Source organism: Aquibacillus rhizosphaerae (genome assembly GCF_030282825.1).
In the GTDB taxonomy this organism is placed as follows: domain Bacteria; phylum Bacillota; class Bacilli; order Bacillales; family Amphibacillaceae; genus Aquibacillus_C; species Aquibacillus_C rhizosphaerae.
The window spans coordinates 1-25,329 of sequence record NZ_JASTZU010000032.1 but is presented as its reverse complement, the minus strand read 5'-3'; the positions used below and the strand labels follow the sequence as shown (position 1 = coordinate 25,329).

Here is a 25,329-nt window from a genome sequence, read left to right as displayed (position 1 = left end):
TCGGAAAAAAGGAGGTTAAATAATGTTTGTTTCTTTAAATTGGTTGAAAAACTACATTGATATAGGCAGTATTTCGCCAGAAGAATTGGCGGAGAAAATAACAAAAACAGGAATCGAAGTGGAAGGCATTGAATATGTTGCCGAAAAAAGTTCGAATGTTGTTGTTGGTCTAGTAGAATCGTGTGAAAAGCATCCAAATGCGGATAAACTTAATTTATGTCAAGTTAATGTTGGCGATGAAGTACTTCAAATTATTTGTGGTGCACCAAATATTGCAAAAGGACAAAAAGTAGCAGTAGCTAAACCAGGTGCTGTTTTACCAGGGAATTTTAAAATTAAAAAAGCTAAGCTTCGTGGTGTTGAATCAAACGGAATGATTTGTTCATTACAAGAGTTAGGGATAGAGGAAAAATTTGTGCCAAAGGAAGTAGCAGATGGTATTTTTGTTTTTCCAGAGGATGTAGAGGTAGGAGCAGATGCACTACAACTATTGAATCTTGATGATGCTATTTTGGAGCTAGGACTTACACCAAACCGGTCTGATGCATTAAGTATGTTGGGGGTCGCCTATGAAGTAGCTGCAATTTTAGACGTACCTATTCATCTCCCAGAAGAAGCGGTTGAAACAGGAAAAGAGCAGGCTGCAGATTATGTGGAAGTCAAAGTGGATGCTCCAGATTTGAACCCTTACTATGGGGCCTTTGTTATTAAAGATATTAAAGTTGGCCCTTCACCGTTATGGATGAGAAACTACTTAATTGCAGCAGGAATCCGTCCCATCAATAACGTAGTTGATATTACAAACTATGTATTACTTGAATATGGTCAACCACTCCATGCCTTTGATTTTGATGATTTTGGATCCAAAGAAATTGTCGTAAGAAGAGCTGAGCAGGATGAAAAGATAATCACATTGGATAATCAAGAACGGTCATTGACATCAGATCATTTAGTAATCACTAACGGCCAAACAGCTACAGCATTAGCAGGTGTGATGGGTGGAGCGAATTCAGAGGTATCTGATCAAACAACAACTGTGTTATTAGAAGCTGCATACTTCAGCCCTGTCGCAGTCCGAACTGCTTCAAAGGACCATGGACTTCGCAGCGAATCGAGCACTCGATTTGAAAAGGGGGTCGATCCAGACCGTGTGAAGCGAGCAGGTAAACGTGCCTGCCAATTATTGTCAAAGTATGCAAATGGAACAGTACTAAGTGGAGTTGTTGAATTCGATCAGCTTGATAAATCAGAAGCAACAGTAGAAATTAAAAGAAGTAATATCAATGCAAGACTAGGAACAGAAATTAACAATGATGAAATAGCTGACATCCTTAGAAAACTAAACTTTACCTATAATCAAAATGATGAAGCCTTTACTATTCAAGTGCCTACACGTCGTCAAGATATAACGATATTTGAAGATATGGTGGAGGAAGTAGCACGTATATATGGATATGATAACTTGCCATTCACCTTGCCACAAGGTGCTTCACAAGCTGGTGGATTAACCAACCTACAACAGTTGAAAAGAGATGTTAAGCATTATTTTGAAAGTGCAGGATTGATGGAAACCATAACGTATTCCCTTACAACTAAAGAAAGAGTGGATTTAATAGTAAGTCCTGAGATAAAGGAGCAAAGTGTTACACCCGTTGAGCTTTCCATGCCAATGAGTGAAGAACATAGCACGCTCAGATTAAGTATGTTACCAGAGATGCTTGATTCACTTTCCTATAATAGTGCTAGAAAACAGTCTAATTTAGCTTATTATGAAGTGGGAACGGTATTTGTTTCTCAACAAGAAAAAATTACAAAACAACCAAATGAATTGTTACGTGCAGCTGGTGCATTAACAGGAGCTTGGTTAGCACACCCATGGCAACAGGAGAAAAAAGTAGTAGATTTCTTCCTAGTAAAGGGAATCGTGGAAGGTCTATTTACGAAATTAAATATAACAGCAGAATATAAGCAAGCAAATATAGAAGGTATGCATCCGGGTAGAACAGCCCAAATATTCACAAGTGGTACACCGATTGGCTTTATTGGCCAAGTACATCCAAAACTTCAAAAAGCTTATGATTTAGCTGATACGTATATCTTTGATATTGACTTGGATTATATTTTCAGTATTCATCAGAATGAACCAAACTTTATAAAGATACCACGTTACCCATCTGTCTCTAGAGATATTGCTTTAGTAGTCGATGAGGATGTTTTAGCTGGTGATGTAAGATCAACCATCCAATCAGTCGGTGGTGACTTGGTAAAAGAGGTGGGAGTTTTTGATGTGTATCAAGGTGAACATTTGCAGCAAGGTAAAAAATCGTTAGCCTTTAATTTACTCTATTTAGATCCGGAAAGAACATTAAAGGATGAAGAGGTTGAAGCGTCTTATAAAGCAATTCTAGAAGCGGTAAAAGAAGCACATCAGGCAGAGTTAAGAGGATAAAGTATTTCTTTAGAGAAAGAGTGGAGTCTTAGAAAATTTAAGGCGTCACTCTTTTTTTGTCATATTTCTGGTTAATTCTGTGTAATGTTAAAATGGACTCATATATAATTTTCTGCCTAGGAGGGTAAAAGTGGAATTTATCTTGTTGTTAGGTCTAGGAGTAGCGCTAAGTATTATAACGCTAATAAGTATTACATTAATGGTAGCTATACGTGCGACGGAACCAAAAGAAGATTTAAAAAACAAAGTAAACAATTTAGAGAAAGAAGTAAATGATTTGAAAAATAAACGAATGTCCAATAAGGATGAAGGATAATCATTTATAAAATAATACACTTTAATTGGAGTATTTTTAATTGAAAGAACTTACTCAAATGATTCACACATGAAAATTGTTCTAGCTGGGTAATTAATGCGATCCACCAAAAGAACAACCATCTTAGTATTGTCGGTATAATTGAGCCTTGGTATAAACATCCATATCTGTAAAACAGCCAATAATTATTTGATTATTGGCCTGGTAGTTATTAATATTTTTCAGCTTTTTGTGTATTTGCGAAGTGCACTTTCGCTAGTTTATATAATGCGTCTTTTCCTTGGTTTTTCATAATCTTACTAGCTACTTGGTCGACTTTCTGTGATGCTCCCTTTGGTATGGTAACACCTGCTAATTGTGATAACTTATCCATTTCCTTAACAAAGCTTGCCCTAGCAATTATGGACCCCGCTGCGACAGCAATAGAATAGCTTTCCGCTTTTGTCATAAAATAAACGTTTTCTTGAAGTTGAGTAGTTTCGGACTTCAGGTGTTTGATATAGACTTGTGGTTGGGAAAATTGATCAACTAATATACCTTCAGGCTTGGCTGGTTCTATTTTACTTAACAACTTATTGATAGCGTGGTTGTGAAGCATTGTTTTCATTTTTCCTTGGGACCATCCTTTAGCTTGCAACTTATTATACTTTTCGTTATGAAGGATGACTAGTGAGTAAGGAATTTCCATTTCAACTAATTGTTTAGCAATAGATCTAATCATATCATCAGTTAAATTTTTTGAATCTTTAACACCAATCTTTTTGAGTAATGGAATTTGGTCTTTTGTTATATATGCAGCAGCTACCGTAATGGGTCCGAAATAATCCCCTGTACCTGCCTCATCAGAGCCGATATGTGAACTCGAAAACAGCGTATGAGGTGGTGCATAATTATGAGTAGATGCGATACTTGTTTTCTTTTGGTTCGATGTACTTACTTCAATTTCCCCCCACTTTTTGGCCTCGAATTCGGGTGCAGTTCCTTGAAATAATACCTTTCCGGAATTATATGCTGTAATGGAAGCTTTACTTGTCTTGGCAGCGAAAACGGCACCTGGTGGTGAAGATTTTAGATCATTTGCATAATGCGTTTTCATCTCATTAATTTTATCTTTTGATAGTTTTAATACAACTTGTGACATCGAATCTCTCCAATTCTTAAAGTACTTCTAGTATATCAAAGATTATACACTACAGAATAGTTTCCTAAATGATAGTCTTCATGTTAATATTAAATTTAGGATTTGATAGAAATGAGGGGGTATAACCATGTCCCAATCTGATAAAACACGAGCAACAGTTGATATATATGGAAGATCTTACACAATCATAGGAGAAGAACAAGCACACCATGTACGAATGGTTGCTAGTCTTGTTGATCAAAAGATGCGGGAAATACATGATAAAAATAAAAGTTTGGATACAACTAAGTTAGCTGTATTAACTGCGGTTAATACAATGAATGATTATTTGAAATTAAAAGATGATTATGCAGAGCTTCGTAATTCAATAAAACAGAAAGAGGAACAAAATAAAAATGATTGATTTAATTTTATTGGTGATATTAGTATTAGGATTATTGATTGGTTTAAAAAGAGGATTTATTTTACAGTTATTTCATTTAGTTGGTTTTGTAATTGCATTTATCGTTGCAGCTTTATATTATGATAATATTGCTTCGAAATTAACGATGTGGATACCTTATCCAGATTTACCTGAGGGGGAAACTTGGGCTGTATTTTTGGATTCACTTCCTTTAGAAACAGCATTCTATAATGCGATTGCTTTTGCAGCTTTATTTTTTATAACTAAAATAATATTACAAATTATTGCGTCAATGCTTGATTTCGTAGCTGACTTACCAATTTTAAACTCCATTAATGGTTTTTTAGGGGCAATATTAGGGTTTGTGGAAACGTATCTTTTATTGTTTGTCTTTATTTACATAATAGCGTTAGTTCCTGTAACAATTGTACAAGATTTAATGGAACAGTCAACGATTGCAGCTTTTATGATTGATCACACCCCGATTGTTTCGGAGCAAATTAAAAGTTTATGGTTTGAACATATAGCAAGTTTAATAAAAAGTTAATTGCGTTTGTTTTTTTGTATAGCATTAATTGTAGAAAAACCCTTGCAAAATTAGCAAGGGTTTTTACAACTTAAGTGGACCAAAGTGAAATATATTCTGTTAGGATGGTGGTAAGAATGTCTATTGATAAAAAAGATGTCATTAAATTACTAGAGACAATCGCAGTATATTTAGAGTTAAAAGGTGAAAATCCATTTAAAATATCAGCTTATCGAAAAGCTGCCCAAGCATTAGAAGCGGATGATCGATCTTTAACAGAAATTGAGGATTTCACCAAAATAAATGGTGTAGGTAAAGGGACTTCTGCTGTAATAGATGAGTATATTACTAATCAGAGTTCTGACACACTAAAACAACTACAAAATGAAGTTCCAGAAGGATTAATTCCGTTATTAAATTTACCGGGGTTAGGTGGGAAAAAACTTTCTAAATTATATCAAGAACTAGGTGTAATAGATGCTGCTTCTTTGAAGCTTGCATGTGAGCAAGGTAAAGTGGAGTCATTAAAAGGATTTGGAAAGAAATCTGCAGAAAAAATTGAAAAAGCTATTGATGAAGCTTCAAGTAGACCAGAAAGGTTACCGTTAGCGTTTATGCTTCCAATTTTAGAAAGAATAGAATCATATTTGAGTGAACTTGAATCTGTTGAAAGGTTCTCTAGAGCGGGAAGTATTCGCAGAATGCGAGAGACCATAAAAGATTTGGACTTTATAATCGCTTCTAACCACCCACTTGCAGTAAGAGATGCGTTATTAAAAATAGAGAATATAAAAGAAGTTATTGCTTCCGGTGAAACGAAAGTATCTGTTGTTTTGACTGAAGGTTATGATGTGGGCGTGGATTTTAGGATTGTGACACCTGAAGAGTTTGCGACAACTTTGCATCATTTTACAGGTTCTAAAGATCATAATGTAGCAATGAGACAACTTGCAAAAGCACAAGGACAAAAAATAAGCGAATACGGAATAGAAGATGTTGAAACTAGTGAAGTGACAAGATTTGAAACTGAAGAAGATTTCTTTAAACACTTTGGTCTTAACTTTATTCCTCCAGAAGTTAGAGAAAATGATGGGGAAATTGAAGCATTTCGTTCTGATGTATCATTAATTACTTACCAGGATATTCGCGGCGATTTACATATGCACACAACCTGGAGTGATGGGGCTCAATCTATTGAGGAAATGGTTCAAAGTGCAAGAAGTCGTGGATATGAGTATATTGCAATAACAGATCATTCAAAATATCTAAAAGTGGCAAATGGTCTAAACGAAGATAGACTGCGTAAGCAACGAGATGAAATTGAACGTCTTAAAGATAAGTATCCTGATTTCCACATTTTCGCGGGTATTGAAATGGATATTTTACCAGATGGTAAAATGGACTTCTCTAATGATTTTTTAAAAGAAATGGATTATGTGATTGGTGCGATTCATTCTAGTTTTAACCAATCACAAGAACAAATAATGGAACGCCTTTTTGCAGCATTAAAAAACCCGTATGTTAATATTATTGCACATCCTACAGGCCGTATAATTGGACGTAGACAAGGCTATGCGGCTGATGTTAACCAACTTATCGAAGGTGCCAAAGAGACTGGTACTGTGCTCGAACTAAATGCAAATCCTAATCGGTTCGACCTAGCTGCAGAATGGGTTAAATTAGCGCAGGAAAAAGGAGTTAAGATTGCTGTTAATACGGATGCACATAGTTATAAAACATTAGACTTTATGGAAGTAGGAGTTAGTGTAGCTAGAAAAGGTTGGTTAAGACCAGAATCAGTTATAAATACGTGGTCAAAAGATCAATTAATTGAATTATTCAGAAGTAAGCAAAAAAAGGAGTAAACTAGTCATGAATCAACGAATATTTCATGTGCTTGAATATAATAAAATAGTAGAAATGTTAAATGGACAAGCATCCTCGTCTTTGGGAAAAGAAAAAACCCGCTCGATTAAGCCATCAACTAATTTAAGTGAAGTTATTGAGTGGCAAGAACAAACAGATGAGGCTGCCCATGTACTTCGGTTAAAAGGGAACGTGCCACTCGGTGGTATATTTGATATTAAACCAAGTATTAAACGTTCGGTGATTGGTGGCTTGTTAAACGCACATGAGTGTCTTGACGTAGCAAGTACCATTTATGGTGGCAAGCAAATAAAATATTTTATTGAAGCAATGGAAGAGCCAGAAATGCCAATTTTAAGAGATTTGATAGAACAAATTGTCCCATTGAACGAATTAGAAAGACAAATAAAAAGTTGTATTGATGATAACGGTCATGTTATGGATGGTGCTTCCGACAAGCTAAGAACAATTAGATCCAAGATTAGAACAAATGAAAGCAGAGTACGTGATAAACTCGACGGCTACACGAAGACAAAAAGTAAAATGCTTTCAGATGCAATTGTGACAATTCGTAATGATCGCTATGTTCTGCCTGTGAAACAGGAGTATCGAGGAGCAATTGGTGGTATTGTCCATGACCAGTCGGCATCGGGTGCAACTTTATTTATTGAACCACAAGCAGTTGTAGATATAAATAATCAGCTTCAGGAAGCAAGAGTACAAGAAAAAAATGAAGTAGAACGTATTTTAAGAGAATTGTCTGAAAAAATTGCAGATGATCAAGACTTTTTATACCAAAACGTAGAAGCTTTAGGACAAATTGATTTCATGTTTGCACGTGCTAAGTTAGCTAAGTTAATGCGTGCATCAATGCCTAAAATGAATGATCAAGGAATAATAAAAATGAAGCAGGCTAGACATCCACTGATTAGTGATGATGAGGTTGTAGCTAATGATGTTGAACTCGGAGAATCTTATACTACCATAGTTATAACGGGCCCGAACACCGGGGGGAAAACAGTTACGTTAAAGATGGTTGGCTTATGTACTTTAATGGCTCAATCCGGATTACAGGTGCCTGCGCTGGATGGTTGTGAACTGTCGATATTTTCTAATGTGTTTGCTGATATTGGTGATGAACAATCGATTGAGCAAAGCTTAAGTACTTTTTCCTCTCATATGACTAACATTGTAAATATTATGGATCAAGTTGATCATCAGACGTTAGTGTTATTTGATGAACTTGGAGCTGGTACTGATCCTCAGGAAGGAGCAGCATTAGCTATGGCGATTTTGGACGATGTTGTAGGAAGAGGGGCAAGAATTATTGCCACAACCCATTATCCAGAACTTAAAGCGTATGGTTATAACCGTAACGGTGTCACAAACGCATCGGTTGAATTTGATATTCAAACATTAAAACCCACGTATAGATTGTTAATTGGAGTACCTGGAAGAAGTAATGCTTTTGAAATCTCACGCAAACTTGGTCTTAATGAATCGGTTATTGAAACAGCTAAGAGTCATATTGGAACGGACTCAAAAAGTGTAGAAAATATGATTGCTTCTCTAGAAGACTCAAGAAGAGGAGCAGAACGGGATTATGAACAAGCTGAAGATGTACTAAGAGAAGCGGAAGATTTAAAACAAGAACTACAAACGCAATGGGAGCTTTTTGATAAAAAAAGAGAAGAACTTTATAAGAAAGCGGAACAAAAGGCTGAAAAAGCAGTTCAAAAAGCTCGAGAAGAAGCGGAAGCAATTGTTTCTGAGTTAAGATCGATGAAAAATCAGGCGAGTCTAAAAGAACATGAGTGGATAGAAGCAAGAAAGAGTCTAGATGAAGCACAACCTAAATTAAGTAAACAACGGCCGGGGCAGGAGAACCGACCGACAATAGCGAAAGAGTTACAACCAGGTGATGAGGTTCAATTATTAACACTAAACCAAAAAGGAACGATTCTTGACAAAGTAGGTAACAACGAATTCCAAGTACAAGTAGGAATTATGAAGGTGAAAGTGAAACAAAAGGATTTACAATTTATTAAAAGAGAAGAACCGCTGATTGAAAAGCCTATGGCTACTGTTAAAGGATCAACTTATCATGTGAAACCAGAACTAGATTTAAGAGGTGAAAGGTTTGAAGACGCCTTGCATCGGTTGGAGAAATATGTAGACGATGCTCTTTTAGCTGGGTATCCGATGGTTTCTATCATTCATGGAAAAGGGACTGGAGCATTAAGAAATGGCGTACAAGCTTTTGCTAAAAAACATTCTCAAATTAGTACTTATAGAATCGGTGGAATGAATGAGGGTGGAAGTGGAGTTACCATTTTTGAGTTTCGTTAAGTTTAGAAATACTTATTTTAATTTTTATGTAAAAGATTAGTCGAAAACCTATAACGAGGTGTAGTTATGACACTATTTTGGGAAAATATATTTGTTGAGACTGCCGCAAGATACAGTGTGGTAGTACTATGTCTTATCGTTTCTCTTGCTATTTTTGAAATCGTAACATCCTATAAAAACTGGGAGGAAATAAAAAAGGGGAACTTTTCAGTAGCCATGGCAACTGGAGGGAAAATATTCGGTATTGCTAATATATTTAGGTACTCTATTGAACATAACGATACTATAATTGAAAGTATTACATGGGGTGCCTTTGGATTTTTGTTATTGCTGATGGGTTATTTTATATTCGAATTTCTAACTCCTACATACAAAATTGATAAGGAAATTGCAGATGATAACCGAGCAGTTGGTTTTATTTCTATGATTATTTCGGTCGGTCTTTCATTTGTGATTGGGGCTAGTATAGGGTAAAGGAGAGAAGTTTAGTTGAAAACACTTGCTAAAGTATTAGCTATTGTAGCAATTCTCTTTTTAATAGTTGGAGTTGTATTTATCATAAACAGTGGATGAAGGTGATTTTGGATAGCAATCAAGTTTTGGTGGTTTTCCGGATACACTCTATTCTTTAAATTGTTGTGCTAAAGCTTGAAATATATAGTTAGACAAAATCAGTGGGAGGGTTGCTTTGGCTCTCCCGCTGATTACTAACTAGATGATAATTTAGATACTTTTAATATTAAAAAATAAAAATATTTAAATATTATCGTTTAGTCGTTATAATATATATAAGAATAAGAAGGAGGTTTTTAGATGGACGGGAAAATATGGCATAAGCATTACCCTGAAAACATTCCAACAAGTATTGATTATGAAGAGAAACCCTTACATGCTTTTTTAATGGAAAGTGCACAACGTCACCCTAAAATGAAAGCGCTTCACTTTATGGGAAAAGAACTAACTTACAGTCAGGTCTATAAAGAAGCAAAAAATGTAGCGGTTTATCTTCAAGCACTAGGTTTAAAAAAAGGGGATCGTGTTTCCATTATGCTACCCAATATTCCCCAAGCTGTGATAAGTTATTATGGGGTATTGCTAGCTGGTGGTACAGTAGTACAAACAAATCCGCTTTACAAGGAACGTGAATTAGAGTTCCAGTTAATTGATTCTAGTTCAACAATAATTATTTGCTTAGATCTTTTATTACCAATTGTCTCATCTGTGAAAAAGAACACCTCGATTGAACATGTTATTGTAACACAAATCAAAGAATATTTACCTTTTCCAAAAAATCTATTATATCCTTTCGTTCAAAAAAAACAGCAAAATGTAAAGATTAATTTGAAGCAAAGTAAAACATCCCATCTTTGGCAAACGATTATGGCTTACAATGATATGAACCTCCTAGAGCACAAGATTAACCCAAAAGAGGATTTGGCTTTATTACAATATACAGGAGGAACTACAGGATTTCCTAAAGGGGTCATGTTAACACATTACAATTTAGTCTCCAATGTTCAAATGTGTAAGATGTGGATTCATAAAGAAAAAGATTTTCAAGACATCGTTCTAGGAGTATTACCATTTTTTCATGTGTATGGGATGACAACCGTTATGAATTATTCCTTGGTTACAGGATCAAAAATGATACTTTTACCAAAGTTTGAAGTGGACGATGTGTTAAAAACAATAGAAAAACAAAAACCAACCGTTTTTCCAGGAGCCCCAACGATTTATATAGCGCTACTAAATCATCCAAACATTAAAAAGTATGACCTATCTTCAATTGAAGCTTGTATTAGTGGATCTGCTCCTCTACCATCAGAGATTCAAGAACAATTTCAACAAATTACTGGTGGCCGTCTTATTGAAGGGTATGGGCTAACAGAATCTTCACCTGTAACACATGCTAATTTCTTAGCTCCCGAGTATGTTCAAGGTGGTATAGGTGTTCCCTGGCCAGATACTGACGCGAAAATTGTGAGTATCGGTACGATGGAAGAAGCTGTGATTGGAGATGTAGGAGAAGTTATGGTGAAAGGGCCTCAAGTGATGCAAGGATATTGGAATAATCCAGAAGAAACAGAGCAGGTATTAAAGGATGGCTGGTTATTAACTGGTGATATAGGCTATATGGATGAGAATGGATGTTTTTATATTATCGATAGAAAAAAAGATATGATTATAGCTGGAGGTTACAATATTTATCCTAGAGAAGTGGAAGAAGTATTATATGAGCACGAAGCCATTCAAGAAGCTGTTGTAGTAGGAATTCCTGATCCTTATCGTGGAGAGACTGTTAAAGCATTTGTTGTTATTAAAGAGAATCATAATCTTAGTGAAGAAGAACTAGACAGATTTTGTCGTAAATATATGGCCTCTTATAAAGTTCCACGGTTTTATGAGTTCCGTGATGAATTACCGAAAACAGCAGTTGGCAAAATTTTAAGAAGAAAATTGTTAGACGAAGAGCATAGTAAGTTGGAAAAACTGAAAGATCAAACTATTTAAATAGCCTGTCTATTCTAAGTCAAAGACAGGCTTATAGTAGTTGACAAAAAGAAAAAAGTTCTGTACGATTATTATGAATGAATAATCATTCATAATAATCGTACAGGTAGGGATTAACAAAATGAATAATAACAAACCGAAATTCAAACAAATTATTGATGCTGCAGTGAAGGTGATAGCTCAAAACGGTTACCATGCATCACAAGTTTCTAAAATTGCTAAACAAGCAGGCGTAGCAGATGGTACAATTTACCTTTATTTTAAAAATAAAGAAGATATTCTTATTTCATTGTTTCAAGATAAAATGGGGCAATTCATTGAAAAAATCGAGGAGGAAATTCTGAAGCATCAAGGTGCGGATGAGAAATTAAAAGCTTTAATTGGAATGCATTTTAAACAATTAGCAGAAGATCACGATTTAGCAATAGTTACTCAACTAGAGCTTAGGCAATCAAATAAAGAGCTTAGAATTAAAATTAACGAAGTACTAAAACGGTACTTAATTGTAATGGATCAGATAATTAAAGACGGGGTTGACGAAGGTATCTTTAGGTCAGATTTGAATCCTAGACTGGTCCGACAAATGGTGTTTGGAACATTAGACGAAATAGTCACAAATTGGGTCATGAAAGATCAAAAGTATGAACTTATAAATCAAGTGGATGAGATTCATACATTAATCATTAATGGTCTAAAGAAAGTGTAATTATTTAATTGTAGAAAGGAAGATTTGTAATGAATATTTATGTGTTAATGAAAAGTACATTTGACACAGAAGAAAAAATAGTAGTTGAAAACAATAAAATAGTAGATGATGATGCTGAGTTTATCATTAATCCATATGACGAGTATGCAGTTGAAGAAGCTATCAAACAAAAGGATAATCATGGAGGTAAAGTCACGGTTGTTACTGTTGGAAATCAGGAATCTGAAAAGCAGCTTCGGACTGCATTAGCAATGGGTGCCGATGAAGCTGTGTTTATTAATACAGAGGATGACTTGGAAAACGGAGATCAATATACAACAGTCAGAATTTTAGAAGCATTTTTTGATGGTAAGGATTTTGACCTTATTTTAGCAGGTAATGTTGCGATAGATGAAGCAAGTGGTCAAGTTGGCCCTAGATTAGCAGATAAGTTAGAGATTGCCTATGTTACTACGGTCACGAAATTAGACATCAAGGATAAAAATGTGAGTATCGAAAAAGATGTAGAAGGTGATATAGAAAAAGTTGAGTCTAGTTTGCCTTTATTAATTACATGTCAACAAGGTTTAAATGAACCACGTTATCCTTCTTTACCTGGTATTATGAAAGCGAAGAAAAAACCATTGGAGGAATTAGAAATTGATGATTTAGACCTGGATGAAGATGATGTAGAACAAAAAACAAAGACAATTGAAATATTCCTTCCACCTGAACGTCAATCAGGAAAAGTATTAGAAGGTGAAATGGATAATCAAGTTAAAGAGCTTGTCTCTTTATTAAAAAAAAGTGCGAAAGTGTTATAGAGGATTAAAGAAACACTACTGGAAAGGAGAAATGACATGAGTAAAAAAGTACTGGTAATAGGTGAGGCACGTGATAACAAATTACGAAATGTTACATTTGAGGCTATTGCGGCTGCAAAAAGTGTGAGTCAAGGTGGTGAAGTAATTGGTGTTATCTGTCACTATCAGGATGCAACTGAACTAGCAAAAGAAATGATATTTTACGGTGCTGATCGTGTGCAAATGATTGAAAACGAAAATATGAAAACGTATACATCTGATGTGTTTGCGCAAGCCATCCTTCAAACTGTTGAAGAGGAATCTCCGGAAGCTATTATTATGGGGCACTCTTCAATTGGAAAAGATTTAACTCCTAAACTTGCAAGTAAGTTAGATTCTGGGTTGATTTCGGATGTCGTCGAAATTGATTATAATGGAGAAAATGTTATTTTCACAAGACCAATTTATTCAGGTAAAGCATTTGAGAAGAAGATTATTACTAATGGGATTATGTTTGCAACGATTCGTCCAAATAATATTTCACCTTTGGAGAGAGATACAAGCAGATCGGGAGAAATTTCGAAAAGAGAAGTAGAATTATCAGATCTTCGTACAGTAATTAAAGAAGTGATACGGAAAACTAAAGAGGGTATAGATTTATCAGAAGCAAAAGTGATTATTGCTGGTGGCAGGGGTGTGAAAAGTAAAGAGGGATTTGAACCGCTATACAAGTTAGCTGAAGTTTTAGGTGGAGCAGTTGGTGCTTCGCGAGGGGCGTGTGATGCAGACTATTGTGACTACTCACTACAAATTGGTCAAACAGGTAAGGTTGTTACCCCAGATTTATATATAGCTTGTGGTATTTCTGGTGCTATTCAGCATTTGGCTGGAATGTCTAATTCAAAAGTAATTGTAGCCATTAATAAGGATCCAGAAGCAAACATCTTTCAAATAGCAGACTATGGAATTGTTGGGGACCTATTTGATGTGATACCGATATTAATCGAAGAAATCGAGCGAGTGAAAGTAGGCGTTTAACTACTAAAACAACAGCAACAGTATTTTATTACTGTTGCTGTTGTTTAGTAACTTTTCGTATGCTATGTTCCTTTTAAATATTCATAGTTGATATAAAGTCCACAATAAGCATTCTTAACTTTTGTGCATTCTTCCCTAGTTTAGTTGTGATCCAACGCTGCGGAAAAACACTCGCTTTCCATGGGGAACGCTTCAGTCTCCTCGCTCGCAGTATCGTTTTCTTTTCAAGTGAGAGGTAGTTGGGCCTTGGTTAAATGCACTGTAACGGAACATATTAAAAAAATTTACAATCATAAGAAAGATTATTCAATAGATGCTGTTTTTCAGCGTATCAAGTTAAATTGGCGACACTCCTGCAGGAACAGCGCGAGCTGAAGATCCACTCAGAAGCGGTTTTATTCTGAGTTAGCTGAAGCCGTGCCTGCGGAAAGGGAGCCAATTTTGCTTGAGGAGCGAGGCCAGTGCTCTATTGCGTACTTTATATTTATTATGTAATAAGAATTTTTTTAGTGAGCATCCTTTATTTATATACATGAAAGCATATTTGATTGGATAGACTATGTGTAAAGCAAACTAGTAGCATTTCTTTAAATTAGAATGATATACTCGAATGGAAATATATTTATTGGAATCAAGAGGAGGAATTATAAATGGCAATCGTAACAGCTACAGATCAAAGCTTTAATACAGAAACTAGTGAAGGCGTAGTTTTGGCAGACTTTTGGGCACCTTGGTGTGGACCTTGTAAAATGATCGCTCCAGTTTTAGAAGAAATTGATGGAGAAATGGAAGATAAAGTTAAAATCGTAAAATTAGATGTTGATGAAAATCAGGAAACCGCTGGTAAATATGGTGTAATGAGCATCCCAACACTTCTTCTATTTAAAGATGGTGAGGTTGTGGAGCAGGTTGTTGGTTTTCAACCAAAAGAAGCTCTTGAAGAATTAATAAACAAACATGCTTAAAAGTTTTCACTAAATATAATTTAGTTTAATCCCTTGTCATATCTTTGGCAGGGGATTCTTATTTAACAACATAGTCAGAATTCCCCCTTCTATAAGATTTAGAGGGAGAGGTCCACATATGATACAATGAACATGAATTATAGTGCTTATGGGGTGAAAAAATGAATAAACAAATAAAAGAGAAATTAGCCGTTCTCCCCTCTCAACCAGGTTGCTACTTGATGAAGGATAAGAATAACACAATTATTTATGTGGGAAAATCTAAATTACTGAAAAATAGAGTCCGTTCTTATTTTACAGGAGCAAATGACCAAAAAACACAACGATTGGTCCAAGAAATTATTGATTTTGAATATATTGTTACATCTTCAGAAATTGAAGCACTCATTTTAGAAATGAATTTAATTAAAAAATATGACCCTAAGTATAATGTGCTTCTGAAAGATGATAAAACGTATCCATATTTAAAAGTGACTGCGGAAGAGCATCCGAAGTTAATAGTAACTAGAAAAGTAAAAAAAGATAAAGGGAAATATTTTGGTCCATATCCAAATGTTATAGCGGCACGTGAGACTAAAAAATTACTTGATCGGTTATATCCCTTAAGAAAATGCAATAAAATGCCTGATAGAGTTTGTTTATACTATCATATGAATCAATGTCTAGGACCTTGTGTTTATCCGGTTTCTCAGGAAACCAATAAAAGTATTGTTCAAAGTATTTCTTCCTTTTTAGGTGGTGGGCATAAAGAAATTAAAAGTGACCTTAAACAAAAGATGTTGCAGGCATCGGAAGTACTAGATTTTGAACGCGCAAAAGAGTTACGGGACCAAATACAACATATTGAAGCCGTCATGGAGCAGCAAAAAATGACGCTAAACGATAAAATAGATAGAGATGTGTTTGGTTATGCATATGACAAAGGTTGGATGTGCATCCAAGTATTCTTTATTAGACAAGGAAAACTAATTGAAAGAGACGTATCTATCTTTCCATTTTTTGATAATCCAGAAGATACCTTTGTTAGTTATATTGGAAGATTTTATTTACATCAAAATCATCCAAAACCGAAACAAATACTAGTACCGGCACCTACAGATAATGATATTTTGAAAGAATTATTAAACATAGATGTTCATATTCCATATCGAGGAAGAAAGAAAGAGCTTGTCGAGCTAGCAGCTAAAAATGCCAAAATAGCATTAGAAGAGAAATTTTCAATTATTGAACGTGATGAAGAGCGTACAATTAAAGCTATAGAAGGATTAGGTACAAAACTTCATATTGAGATACCACATCGTATAGAAGCATTTGATAATTCAAATATACAAGGAACAGATCCAGTTTCAGCAATGGTTGTATTTATAGATGGTAGACCTCAAAAAAAGGAATACCGAAAATATAAAGTGAAAAGTGTGATAGGACCAGATGATTACGAAACAATGCGTGAAGTGGTAAGAAGAAGATATGCAAGAGTCTTAAAAGAAAATTTACCTTTACCTGATTTGATTGTAATTGACGGTGGTAAAGGTCAAATGAATGCGGCCAATGATGTGCTAGTTAATGAGTTGGGTTTAGACATACCGTTATGTGGATTGGCTAAGGATGATAAACACAAAACAAGTGAATTGATGTATGGTAGTCCACCAGAAGTAATACCTTTAGAAAGACAGTCACAAGAATTTTATTTAATTCAACGGATACAAGATGAAGTACATCGATTTGCAATTACCTTCCATAGACAATTAAGAGGAAAAAGTGCATTCAAATCAGAACTTGACAATATACCAGGTGTTGGAGAAAAGCGGCGAAGGTTACTCTTAACACATTTTAAATCAATAACTGAAATAAAGAATGCTTCAATGGATGAATTAAAGAAGCTAGGACTACCAAGTCCAATTGCAGAAGCAATTCTTGATCATTTAAATAAAAATCAAAACCGAGTAGAAACAGAGTAAACCTAGTCATTTATACAGTTCTATGAAATCATAAAAAAACAAAAAAAGAAACAGACCACCTCACCATGTTGATAAGGTCTGTTTTTTTATATTCCTAACGAATGGATTTTATTGCTAGTTCGTTTTTGTTATTACTTGCAAGCAATTTGACAATTTTTTATTATAGGGAAGTTAAAGAAAGTATAGATGTATTCAAGTATTATCTTGAATACATCACATGAAACTCTACCGTATGTTTTTTCTTTTTAATTTCCTCTACACATTCACATTGTGCTGATTTAATTTGTTGCATCGCTTCTGCTAGGAATCCCGATTCTATGCGATATTCATCAAGTATACCGGATTCAGATCTATTTTTAATTACATCGCCAGTTAATTCAAAAATATACTCTCTTCTTTTTTCTTTAATCTGGTTTAGGTCACCCCAACCAGTTTTGTGGAAAAAATCAATAATATCTTCAACCGTTTTTAATTCTAGCTTTCTTGCTAAATTTTTACCTAGTACGTATAAAATCGTATTAGCATCTTTTCCTAAGAGGTCTGGTAGACATACGTAACGTATAAGATCGTATCCAGCACCTGATGTATGTAATTCATTCACTATTAACTCAATGTTATCGAGATTTTTATGCACAATTTGCCTCCTCCTAAAAACCAGTAACAGATTGGACATTACTAGAATAAAACAAAATTATTTTATAATGATATAAGGGTTAAGTCTATTTGTTATTATCGCTTGAATTAGAAGACAATGCAACTTGTTTTATTGATTGTAAGTGCTAATTTCAAGAATTCGTTTTCTTGACGCTTTTCGCGGATAGAAGTACAATAGTTGTGTCACAAAATATACATTTTTCTAATTATTAAAATAAAGTAGCTTTTCTATAAAGTAAAGCGCTTTAATATCAGGATATGTATATGGATTGAAATAATAAAATTAGAATATTGTTGAGGGGGGTAACGTATGGCAGAGAATAGGGAATTTTTTTATCGTAGACTACACTCATTATTAGGGGTAATTCCGATAGGGGTATTTTTAGTTCAGCACTTAGTAATTAACCATTTTGCTGTATATGGCGAAGAAAGTTTTAATAAAGCAGCTGGATTTATGCATGATTTACCATTTCGGATTTTACTAGAAACGTTTATTATCTTTCTTCCCATTTTGTTCCATGCTATTCTAGGGGTTTATATCGTCTTCGTTGCTAAAAACAATGTAAAACGATACGGTTTTTTCAGAAATTGGATGTTCTTTTTACAACGTATAACTGGTATTGTTACGTTAGTATTCATTGTATGGCACGTATGGGAAACTAGAGTTGCAATTGGTATGGGAAATGCAGAACTAGATTATAGTCTGATGGAAGGTATATTATCTAGTACGTTCATGTTTTGGTTTTATATCGTAGGTGTGGTTTCTACAACTTTCCATTTTGCAAATGGATTATGGAGCTTCCTTGTAACATGGGGAATAACAGTTACACCACGATCTCAGAAAATAGCTACTTATGCAACACTTTTAGTATTTGTTGCAGTTACTTATATTGGTGTTAGAACACTTATTAAATTTGCGTACGGTGTATAAAAAAATCAAGTTATTTAATAGATAGTTAAACTAGGGGAGTGAGCAAGGAATGAGTAATCGCAATATTGTTGTAGTGGGCGGTGGACTGGCTGGCCTAATGGCAACCATTAAAGCGGCAGAAGCAGGTGTGCACGTTGATTTATTATCTATTGTACCTGTAAAACGTTCTCACTCTGTTTGTGCTCAAGGCGGAATCAATGGAGCAGTTAATACAAAGGGTGAAGGTGATTCACCATGGGAACATTTCGATGACACTGTCTATGGTGGGGATTTCTTAGCGAATCAACCACCAGTAAAAGCAATGTGTGATGCAGCGCCTGGTATCATACATATGTTAGATCGTATGGGCGTTATGTTTAACCGAACACCAGAAGGTCTACTAGACTTCCGACGTTTTGGTGGTACACAGCATCACCGGACTGCCTATGCAGGTGCAACAACAGGTCAACAATTATTGTATGCACTTGATGAACAAGTAAGACGTGCTGAAGTGAATGGGCTTGTTACAAAACATGAAGGTTGGGAGTTTATCTCTGCCATCATTGATGATGAGGGTACGGGACGTGGGATTATAGCACAAAATATTCAATCCCATGAAATAAGAGATTTTAAAGCGGATGCAGTTATATTAGCAACTGGTGGACCAGGAATTATCTTTGGTAAGTCTACAAATTCTGTAATTAACACAGGATCAGCTGCTGCTGCGTTATATCTGCAAGGCGGTATTTATGCTAATGGTGAATTTATCCAAATCCATCCAACGGCGATTCCAGGTGATGATAAGCTGCGACTAATGAGTGAGTCTGCACGTGGAGAAGGTGGACGAGTTTGGACTTATAAAGATGGTGAACCTTGGTATTTCTTAGAGGAAAAATATCCTGCTTATGGTAATCTTGTACCTCGTGACATTGCTACAAGAGAAATCTTTGATGTATGTGTAAATCAAAAGCTTGGTATCAATGGAGAGAACATGGTTTATTTGGATCTATCACATAAAGATCCTAAAGAACTAGATGTAAAACTAGGTGGAATTATTGAAATATATGAAAAATTCGTTGGAGAAGATCCTCGTAAGGTACCGATGAAGATATTCCCTGCAGTTCATTATTCAATGGGCGGCATATGGGTAGATTACGATCAAATGACGAATATTCCTGGTATTTTTGCTGCTGGTGAATGTGATTATTCACAACACGGTGGAAATCGTTTAGGGGCTAATTCTTTACTATCATCTATATATGGTGGAATGGTTGCTGGACCTAATGCAATTAAGTATATCGATGGGTTAGAAAAAACAATAGATGATGTTCCTGCTTCTCTTTTTGAAACGAAGTTAAAAGAAGAGCAAGATTACTTTGAACAGTTAATGAATATGGATGGAGAAGAAAATGCATTTCAACTTCATAAGGAGTTAGGAGAGTGGATGACAGATAATGTGACTGTTGTTCGCGATAATAAAAAATTATTAAAAACAGATGAGAAACTTCAAGAATTACTTGAGCGCTGGGAAAATATAAATATTAATGATACCTCACGTTGGAGTAATCAAGGTGTTATGTTTACACGTCAGTTGAAGAATATGATTCATCTTGCTCGTGTAATTACTATTGGGGCATATAATCGTAATGAAAGCCGCGGAGCGCATTACAAGCCAGAATTCCCAGAACGTAATGACGAAGAGTTTTTGAAAACAACAAAAGCAAAATTTGATCCTGAAACTAATTCTCCTATATTCTCTTATGAGGACGTAGACGTTTCGCTTATTGAGCCAAGGAAACGTGATTACAGTAAGAAAAAGTAAAGGGGGTAACGAATAATGGCTAATCAAAAGATAAAGTTAATCATTACACGTCAAGATAGTCCAGATTCTTCTTCCTATGAGGAGACATTTGAAGTAAACTATAGAGAAAATATGAATATTATTTCTGCGTTAATGGAAATTCAACGGAATCCCTATAACGCTAATGGTGATAAAGTAGCTCCAGTTGCATGGGAGTCTAATTGTTTAGAAGAAGTTTGTGGCGCTTGTTCCATGATCATAAATGGAAAGCCAAGACAATCGTGTTCGACTTTAGTTGATAAACTAGAGCAGCCAATCAGGTTAGCTCCAATGGCAACTTTTCCTGTTATGAGAGATTTAGCAGTGGATAGAAGTCGTATGTTCGAATCACTGAAAAAGGTTAAAGCTTGGATCCCTATTGACGGCACGCATGATTTAGGCCCCGGACCGCGTATGCCAGAGAAGAAACGTCAATGGGCTTATGAATTATCAAAATGTATGACTTGTGGTGTTTGTTTAGAGGCTTGTCCAAATGTTAATAGTGACTCTGAGTTTATTGGACCAGCAGCTTTATCCCAAGTTAGGTTATTTAACTCACATCCGACAGGTGAAATGAACAAGGGTGAACGGCTTGATGCATTGATGGAAGAAGGCGGGCTAGCAGGTTGTGGAAATTCACAGAATTGTGTACAAGTATGTCCAAAAGGCATCCCGTTAACTACATCAATTGCAGCGTTAAATCGAGACACAAATATCCAATCATTTAAAAATTTCTTCGGAAGTGACTATGCTTATTAATAAATGAGGAAGAAGCCTTTACCTAGTGGTAAAGGCTTCTTTTACGATTATATTGTGAGGTGGATTATGAAAAAAATAAATTATATAGATGATATAGATAAATGGCAAAAAGAATTTACATTTTCAATACCCATCACTCCTAGGTTCCAAGAAACTGATATGTTTGGTCACGTTAATAACACAGCAGCATTCATTTATTTTGAGGAAGCAAGGATACAATATTTAAAAAAAGCGGGATTGTTTCTAGAACTAACTGATAAGACAAAACCAATCCCTATTGTTGCAGATCTTCAGTGTGATTACCATAAACAGATATTTTTTGGTGATTTGTTGCAGCTTTATGTGAAGCTACACTATATAGGCACCACTTCATTTGATATACATTATTTAGTAAAGAATCAAGATGACCAATTATGTATTACTGGAAGAGGAAGAATGGTGCAAATAAATCCACAATCAGGAAAGCCAACACCGTTTTCCGAGGAGATGAAGAAAAGTTTGAGTAAACTCTAGGTCTGTCAACTATTTGTATATATAAAATAAGCTAAAATATATACAAAGGAAAAATAAAGCAGTGATAAAGCAAATTCACTAAATGAATATAAGAGTGCTGCATTTAAGCTCTTTTTGAATTTTGTAAGCACGTATATCCTTTAGAATACATAATATATCATGACTAAATAAATACCCTTCATAATGCGGCTCTGAAGACAGCAAGGAGGGGTTAAGACTTGAAGGATAATGACTACAAGCCGAAGCAACTATTAACTAAACGTGAAAAAGAAGTATTTGAGCTATTAGTACAGGATAAAACAACAAAGGAAATAGCCCAGGAATTATTTATATCACAGAAGACTGTCCGAAACCACATTTCAAATGCGATGCAAAAGCTAGGTGTTAAGGGGCGTTCACAGGCTGTAGTAGAGCTCTTGCGTATGGGGGAGCTTAAGCTCTAATAAAAACCGACTTTCTTTTGGGAAGTCGGTTTTTTAAGTTGTCGAGAAAATTAATTTAAACTTCTGAAATAGTTTAACTGAAGACTAATAAAGATATATAAAATGCAATATCTCTATTTAAAAGATATACTAAATTTATAAAGGTTATTTGGTTATTTCCTATTTTGACGATGCTGTGAAGGATAATAAAATAAAGGGCTGTTCAGAAGTCTATTAAACATAAAAATATTGACAGGCATTTAAGTGAAATAATATATTTAAGTGCGTAGGTAACGAGGAGGCCAAAATAAATTGTCAAAAATCACAACTACTTCTACTATTGCCGAAATTGAGAAGGAATTAAGGTATATATCGGGTATCATCAAACAAAAAGGAAGAGAAATATTAGATAACTATCCAATTACTATGCCTCAATTTATTGCATTACAGTGGTTATTAGAAGAAGGGGATTTAACAATTGGGGAGTTATCGAATAAAATAAACTTAGCTTTCAGTACAACAACTGACCTCGTGGATAGAATGGAAAAGAATGAATTAGTCGAAAGAAAACGGGATACAAAAGATCGTAGAGTAGTCCGAATTCATTTGCAGGATAAGGGTAAGGTTATTATCCATGAAGTAATTCGAAAGCGTCAAGATTATTTAGGTGAAGTGCTAGAGAATGTTTCCACAGACAACATTGATGTACTTCATTCTATTCTTACATTATTACATGGTCAAATGAAACTAGTCAGAGAGAAATAACATCATGATAAAGAGGGGTTTGCAATGGATCAACCGATAGGGGTAATAGACTCTGGAGTTGGCGGTCTTACTGTAGCGAGTGAACTAATGCGCCAATTACCTAAAGAACAATTGATTTACCTTGGTGATACGTTAAGATGTCCTTATGGTCCCAGACCGAAAGAGGAAGTAATTCAGTACACTTGGGAAATGGTTGAGTTTTTATTGGAAAAGAATATAAAAATGTTAGTTGTAGCTTGTAATACTGCAACTGCTTTCACTTTAGAACAGCTTCGTCAAAAACTAGATATACCAGTGGTTGGAGTAATACAACCTGGTGCAAGAGCAGCAATTAAAATGTCTCAAAACATGCGTATAGGTGTCATCGGTACGGAAGGCACAATTAATAGTAAAGCATATCCTAAGGCACTACAAATTATTAATTCTAAGATAAGAGTTAATGATTGGGCGTGTCCCAGGTTTGTTCCAATGGTGGAAGACGGGATATTATCTGGTTCACAAGCTCTTAAAGTAGTTTATGAATCACTTAAGCCACTAAAGGATAAAAATCATATTGATACATTAATTCTTGGATGCACACATTATCCCCTTATTCGGGATATTATCCAAGAAGTTATGGGAGAACATGTTCATATTATATCCTCTGGAGAAGAGACAGCACGAGAAGTAAGTACGATCATGGGGTATCATAAAAAGCTCTATAATGGTGAGCGAGTCCCACAGCACAAATTTTATACTACTGGGAGATTGGATGTTTTTGAAAAAATAGCTAAAATTTGGTTAGATCAATCGATAAATTTTGTTGAGAAGGCTAATATATCAAAAGATTAGAGTAAGCTACGTTTAGCTTGCTTTTTTTGTTGTTAGGAAATTATAAAATATGCAGAAACAGCCATGTAAAACTCCATTGCTTACTTTGCGTGACTTAATATCTTGGTCATATAAGGACGAAAACAACATTAGATTATTAAATAAAAAAAAGTCTATGATTGTATATTAAAATATCGAAAGTTTAAATATCCACATTAGAACGTAAAAACTTTATTTATAAAAATAAAAACTTTTTCATGCATGGTCTATTTTGATATAAAGCTCGTATATATAGTAGTACAAACCATCGTAGGAGGGAAAAGCATGAAGAGAAGTTCAATTTGGATTTTCACTTGTTTAATCAGTTTAACACTACTATTACTATCTGGATGTGGTGTTTTTCAAGGGGAACAAACATTAGAAGAGATAGACGCGCCTGAGAATGCAAGTTTAGATAACGTAGAAGAACTAGAAACAAGCGAGACTGAACCAGAGGAATCAGAAGAAACAGATGAGATGGATTCTGAACAAGAGGAATCAGATTCAGTTGAAGAAGTTGAAACTGTGGAGAGACAGCTATACTTGCTTGATTCGAATGGTATGGTTGCACCACAAACATTAGAATTACCTAAAGAAGATTCCAAGGCAGTTGCAACTCAGGCTCTTGAATATTTAGTTAAAGGTGGTCCAGTAACAGAATTATTACCAGATGGGTTTGAAGCAGTTATTCCTTCAGGTACTGAAATAATAGGTTTGAATATAAAAGAAGACGGGACATTAATAGTGGATGTATCAAAAGAGTTTGCTGAATATCGTCCTGAGGATGAAAAGAAAATTATTCAAGCAATGACATTCACGCTAACGCAGTTTGAGAATGTGGAAAAAATAAATTTATGGATTAATGGTCATGAACAAACAGAAATGCCGGTAAATGGCACACCAATTTCAGAAGGATACTCCAGAGCAAATGGAATCAATATTCATCAAGCTGGGTCAGTAGATTTAATGGATAGTAAAGCTGTTACGCTTTACTATCCAGCTCAACATAATGATACGTTTTATTATGTACCTGTAACACAGCATGTTGAAGTAGAAGATAATGAATATCAATCAATTGTACAAGCTTTGATGGAGGGGCCATCCCTAGAGTTAGATGTATTAAATGTATTTAATACTGGCATTAATGTAACAGAAGAACCAGAATATAAAGATGGTACATTAACGCTAAACTTCAATGAGAATATATTGGACAATGTTGAAAAAGGGTCTATATCTGATGAAGTGATGGAGACATTGGTATTAACTTTAACAGAACAACCCGGAGTTGAAGCAGTAAATGTAAAAGTAGAAAATCTAGAAGAGGTATTTAATGAAGACGGGGTACCTTATTCAGAACCTGTAACTAGAGACATGTTTGTTCCAACAGGAAGCTTATAAAGTGGACAAGGAGGCTGGATATTTCCAGCCTTTCTTTTTTTGTGTTAGCTTTCTTTAAATATTGTTGCTTATAACCGTCAAACTTGATATAAAGTCCGCAATAAGTATTCTTTGCATTTGTAAAATTCTTTCTGTTGCAATGGGGATTGAGTTGTAATACTTCGTTCGGGCAGAATACTCCGCTTTCCACGGGCACGGCTTCAGCTAAC

Annotated in this window: 24 protein-coding genes; 21 read left to right on the top strand and 3 right to left on the bottom strand. The window is 35.1% G+C overall.

Going from position 1 to position 25,329, the window contains the following annotated elements; translation table 11 throughout:
• Positions 1–22 precede the first annotated feature (22 nt).
• Entirely contained in the window at positions 23–2,449 is a 2,427-nt protein-coding gene (gene pheT / locus QQS35_RS09235; RefSeq protein ID WP_285931731.1) for a phenylalanine--tRNA ligase subunit beta, read from the top strand.
• Between the two features lie 130 nt (positions 2,450–2,579).
• Positions 2,580–2,765: a hypothetical protein gene (locus tag QQS35_RS09230; protein ID WP_285931729.1), complete on the top strand. Its 186-nt coding sequence runs from the start codon at positions 2,580–2,582 to the stop codon at positions 2,763–2,765.
• 211 nt (positions 2,766–2,976) lie between these two features.
• Here the strand turns inward: QQS35_RS09230 and rnhC are convergent, their stop codons facing one another.
• A complete protein-coding gene (gene rnhC, locus QQS35_RS09225) occupies positions 2,977–3,906 on the bottom strand; it encodes a ribonuclease HIII (protein ID WP_285931728.1) in 930 nt (309 codons plus the stop codon).
• Between the two features lie 127 nt (positions 3,907–4,033).
• Between rnhC and zapA the strand changes: the two genes are divergently transcribed.
• From zapA to uvrC, 11 genes are all read left to right on the top strand, one after another.
• The gene (zapA, locus tag QQS35_RS09220; protein WP_285931727.1) at positions 4,034–4,309 is read left to right on the top strand and encodes a cell division protein ZapA; all 276 of its coding nucleotides are present in this window, start codon (positions 4,034–4,036) and stop codon (positions 4,307–4,309) included.
• On the top strand, positions 4,302–4,856 hold the full coding sequence (locus QQS35_RS09215) for a CvpA family protein (RefSeq protein ID WP_285931726.1): 555 nt from the start codon (positions 4,302–4,304) through the stop codon (positions 4,854–4,856). Before zapA ends, QQS35_RS09215 begins: the two co-directional genes overlap by 8 nt.
• 116 nt (positions 4,857–4,972) lie before the next feature.
• Positions 4,973–6,700, top strand: coding sequence for a DNA polymerase/3'-5' exonuclease PolX (gene polX, locus QQS35_RS09210; RefSeq protein ID WP_285931724.1), 1,728 nt, complete (start codon positions 4,973–4,975; stop codon positions 6,698–6,700).
• A 7-nt stretch (positions 6,701–6,707) separates the two neighbouring features.
• Complete coding sequence (locus QQS35_RS09205; protein WP_285931722.1) at positions 6,708–9,050, top strand: endonuclease MutS2; 2,343 nt, start codon at positions 6,708–6,710, stop codon at positions 9,048–9,050.
• A 66-nt stretch (positions 9,051–9,116) separates the two neighbouring features.
• On the top strand, positions 9,117–9,524 hold the full coding sequence (locus QQS35_RS09200) for a DUF350 domain-containing protein (RefSeq protein WP_285931721.1): 408 nt from the start codon (positions 9,117–9,119) through the stop codon (positions 9,522–9,524).
• Positions 9,525–9,863: 339 nt separating this feature from the next.
• Positions 9,864–11,561, top strand: a complete 1,698-nt coding sequence (locus tag QQS35_RS09195; RefSeq protein ID WP_285931719.1) for an AMP-binding protein — start codon at positions 9,864–9,866, stop codon at positions 11,559–11,561.
• Between the two features lie 121 nt (positions 11,562–11,682).
• Positions 11,683–12,267 carry a TetR/AcrR family transcriptional regulator gene (locus tag QQS35_RS09190; protein ID WP_285931717.1) on the top strand — a complete coding sequence of 195 codons (585 nt, stop codon included), beginning with the start codon at positions 11,683–11,685 and terminating at the stop codon, positions 12,265–12,267.
• 29 nt (positions 12,268–12,296) lie between these two features.
• A complete protein-coding gene (locus QQS35_RS09185) occupies positions 12,297–13,070 on the top strand; it encodes an electron transfer flavoprotein subunit beta/FixA family protein (protein ID WP_285931716.1) in 774 nt (257 codons plus the stop codon).
• Between the two features lie 36 nt (positions 13,071–13,106).
• Positions 13,107–14,087: an electron transfer flavoprotein subunit alpha/FixB family protein gene (locus tag QQS35_RS09180; protein ID WP_285931715.1), complete on the top strand. Its 981-nt coding sequence runs from the start codon at positions 13,107–13,109 to the stop codon at positions 14,085–14,087.
• 650 nt (positions 14,088–14,737) lie between these two features.
• Complete coding sequence (trxA, locus tag QQS35_RS09175; protein WP_285931713.1) at positions 14,738–15,052, top strand: thioredoxin; 315 nt, start codon at positions 14,738–14,740, stop codon at positions 15,050–15,052.
• A gap of 161 nt (positions 15,053–15,213) precedes the next feature.
• Positions 15,214–17,010, top strand: a complete 1,797-nt coding sequence (gene uvrC / locus QQS35_RS09170) for an excinuclease ABC subunit UvrC (protein ID WP_285931711.1) — start codon at positions 15,214–15,216, stop codon at positions 17,008–17,010.
• Between the two features lie 199 nt (positions 17,011–17,209).
• Here uvrC and QQS35_RS09165 read toward each other — a convergent pair whose 3' ends face one another.
• Positions 17,210–17,644 (bottom strand): YslB family protein, encoded by a 435-nt coding sequence (locus QQS35_RS09165; RefSeq protein WP_285931709.1) that lies wholly within the window; start codon positions 17,642–17,644, stop codon positions 17,210–17,212.
• A gap of 330 nt (positions 17,645–17,974) precedes the next feature.
• Here QQS35_RS09165 and QQS35_RS09160 point away from each other — a divergent pair, with 330 nt between their 5' ends.
• From QQS35_RS09160 to QQS35_RS09125, 8 genes are all read left to right on the top strand, one after another.
• A complete protein-coding gene (locus tag QQS35_RS09160) occupies positions 17,975–18,595 on the top strand; it encodes a succinate dehydrogenase cytochrome b558 subunit (protein WP_285931707.1) in 621 nt (206 codons plus the stop codon).
• Between the two features lie 49 nt (positions 18,596–18,644).
• Positions 18,645–20,396, top strand: coding sequence for a succinate dehydrogenase flavoprotein subunit (gene sdhA / locus QQS35_RS09155; protein WP_285931706.1), 1,752 nt, complete (start codon positions 18,645–18,647; stop codon positions 20,394–20,396).
• A gap of 15 nt (positions 20,397–20,411) precedes the next feature.
• Entirely contained in the window at positions 20,412–21,173 is a 762-nt protein-coding gene (gene sdhB / locus QQS35_RS09150) for a succinate dehydrogenase iron-sulfur subunit (RefSeq protein WP_285931705.1), read from the top strand.
• 66 nt (positions 21,174–21,239) lie between these two features.
• Positions 21,240–21,686: an acyl-CoA thioesterase gene (locus QQS35_RS09145; protein ID WP_285931703.1), complete on the top strand. Its 447-nt coding sequence runs from the start codon at positions 21,240–21,242 to the stop codon at positions 21,684–21,686.
• Positions 21,687–21,904: 218 nt separating this feature from the next.
• A complete protein-coding gene (locus tag QQS35_RS09140; protein WP_077621319.1) occupies positions 21,905–22,129 on the top strand; it encodes a helix-turn-helix domain-containing protein in 225 nt (74 codons plus the stop codon).
• A 291-nt stretch (positions 22,130–22,420) separates the two neighbouring features.
• Positions 22,421–22,873, top strand: a complete 453-nt coding sequence (locus tag QQS35_RS09135) for a MarR family winged helix-turn-helix transcriptional regulator (protein ID WP_285931701.1) — start codon at positions 22,421–22,423, stop codon at positions 22,871–22,873.
• Positions 22,874–22,897: 24 nt separating this feature from the next.
• Positions 22,898–23,704, top strand: a complete 807-nt coding sequence (racE, locus tag QQS35_RS09130; protein ID WP_285931700.1) for a glutamate racemase — start codon at positions 22,898–22,900, stop codon at positions 23,702–23,704.
• Between the two features lie 303 nt (positions 23,705–24,007).
• The gene (locus QQS35_RS09125) at positions 24,008–25,120 is read left to right on the top strand and encodes a GerMN domain-containing protein (RefSeq protein WP_285931699.1); all 1,113 of its coding nucleotides are present in this window, start codon (positions 24,008–24,010) and stop codon (positions 25,118–25,120) included.
• Here QQS35_RS09125 and QQS35_RS09120 read toward each other — a convergent pair.
• The coding region (locus tag QQS35_RS09120; RefSeq protein ID WP_285931697.1) for a hypothetical protein at positions 25,086–25,329 on the bottom strand (244 nt) is incomplete at its 5' end. The genes QQS35_RS09125 and QQS35_RS09120 overlap by 35 nt on opposite strands.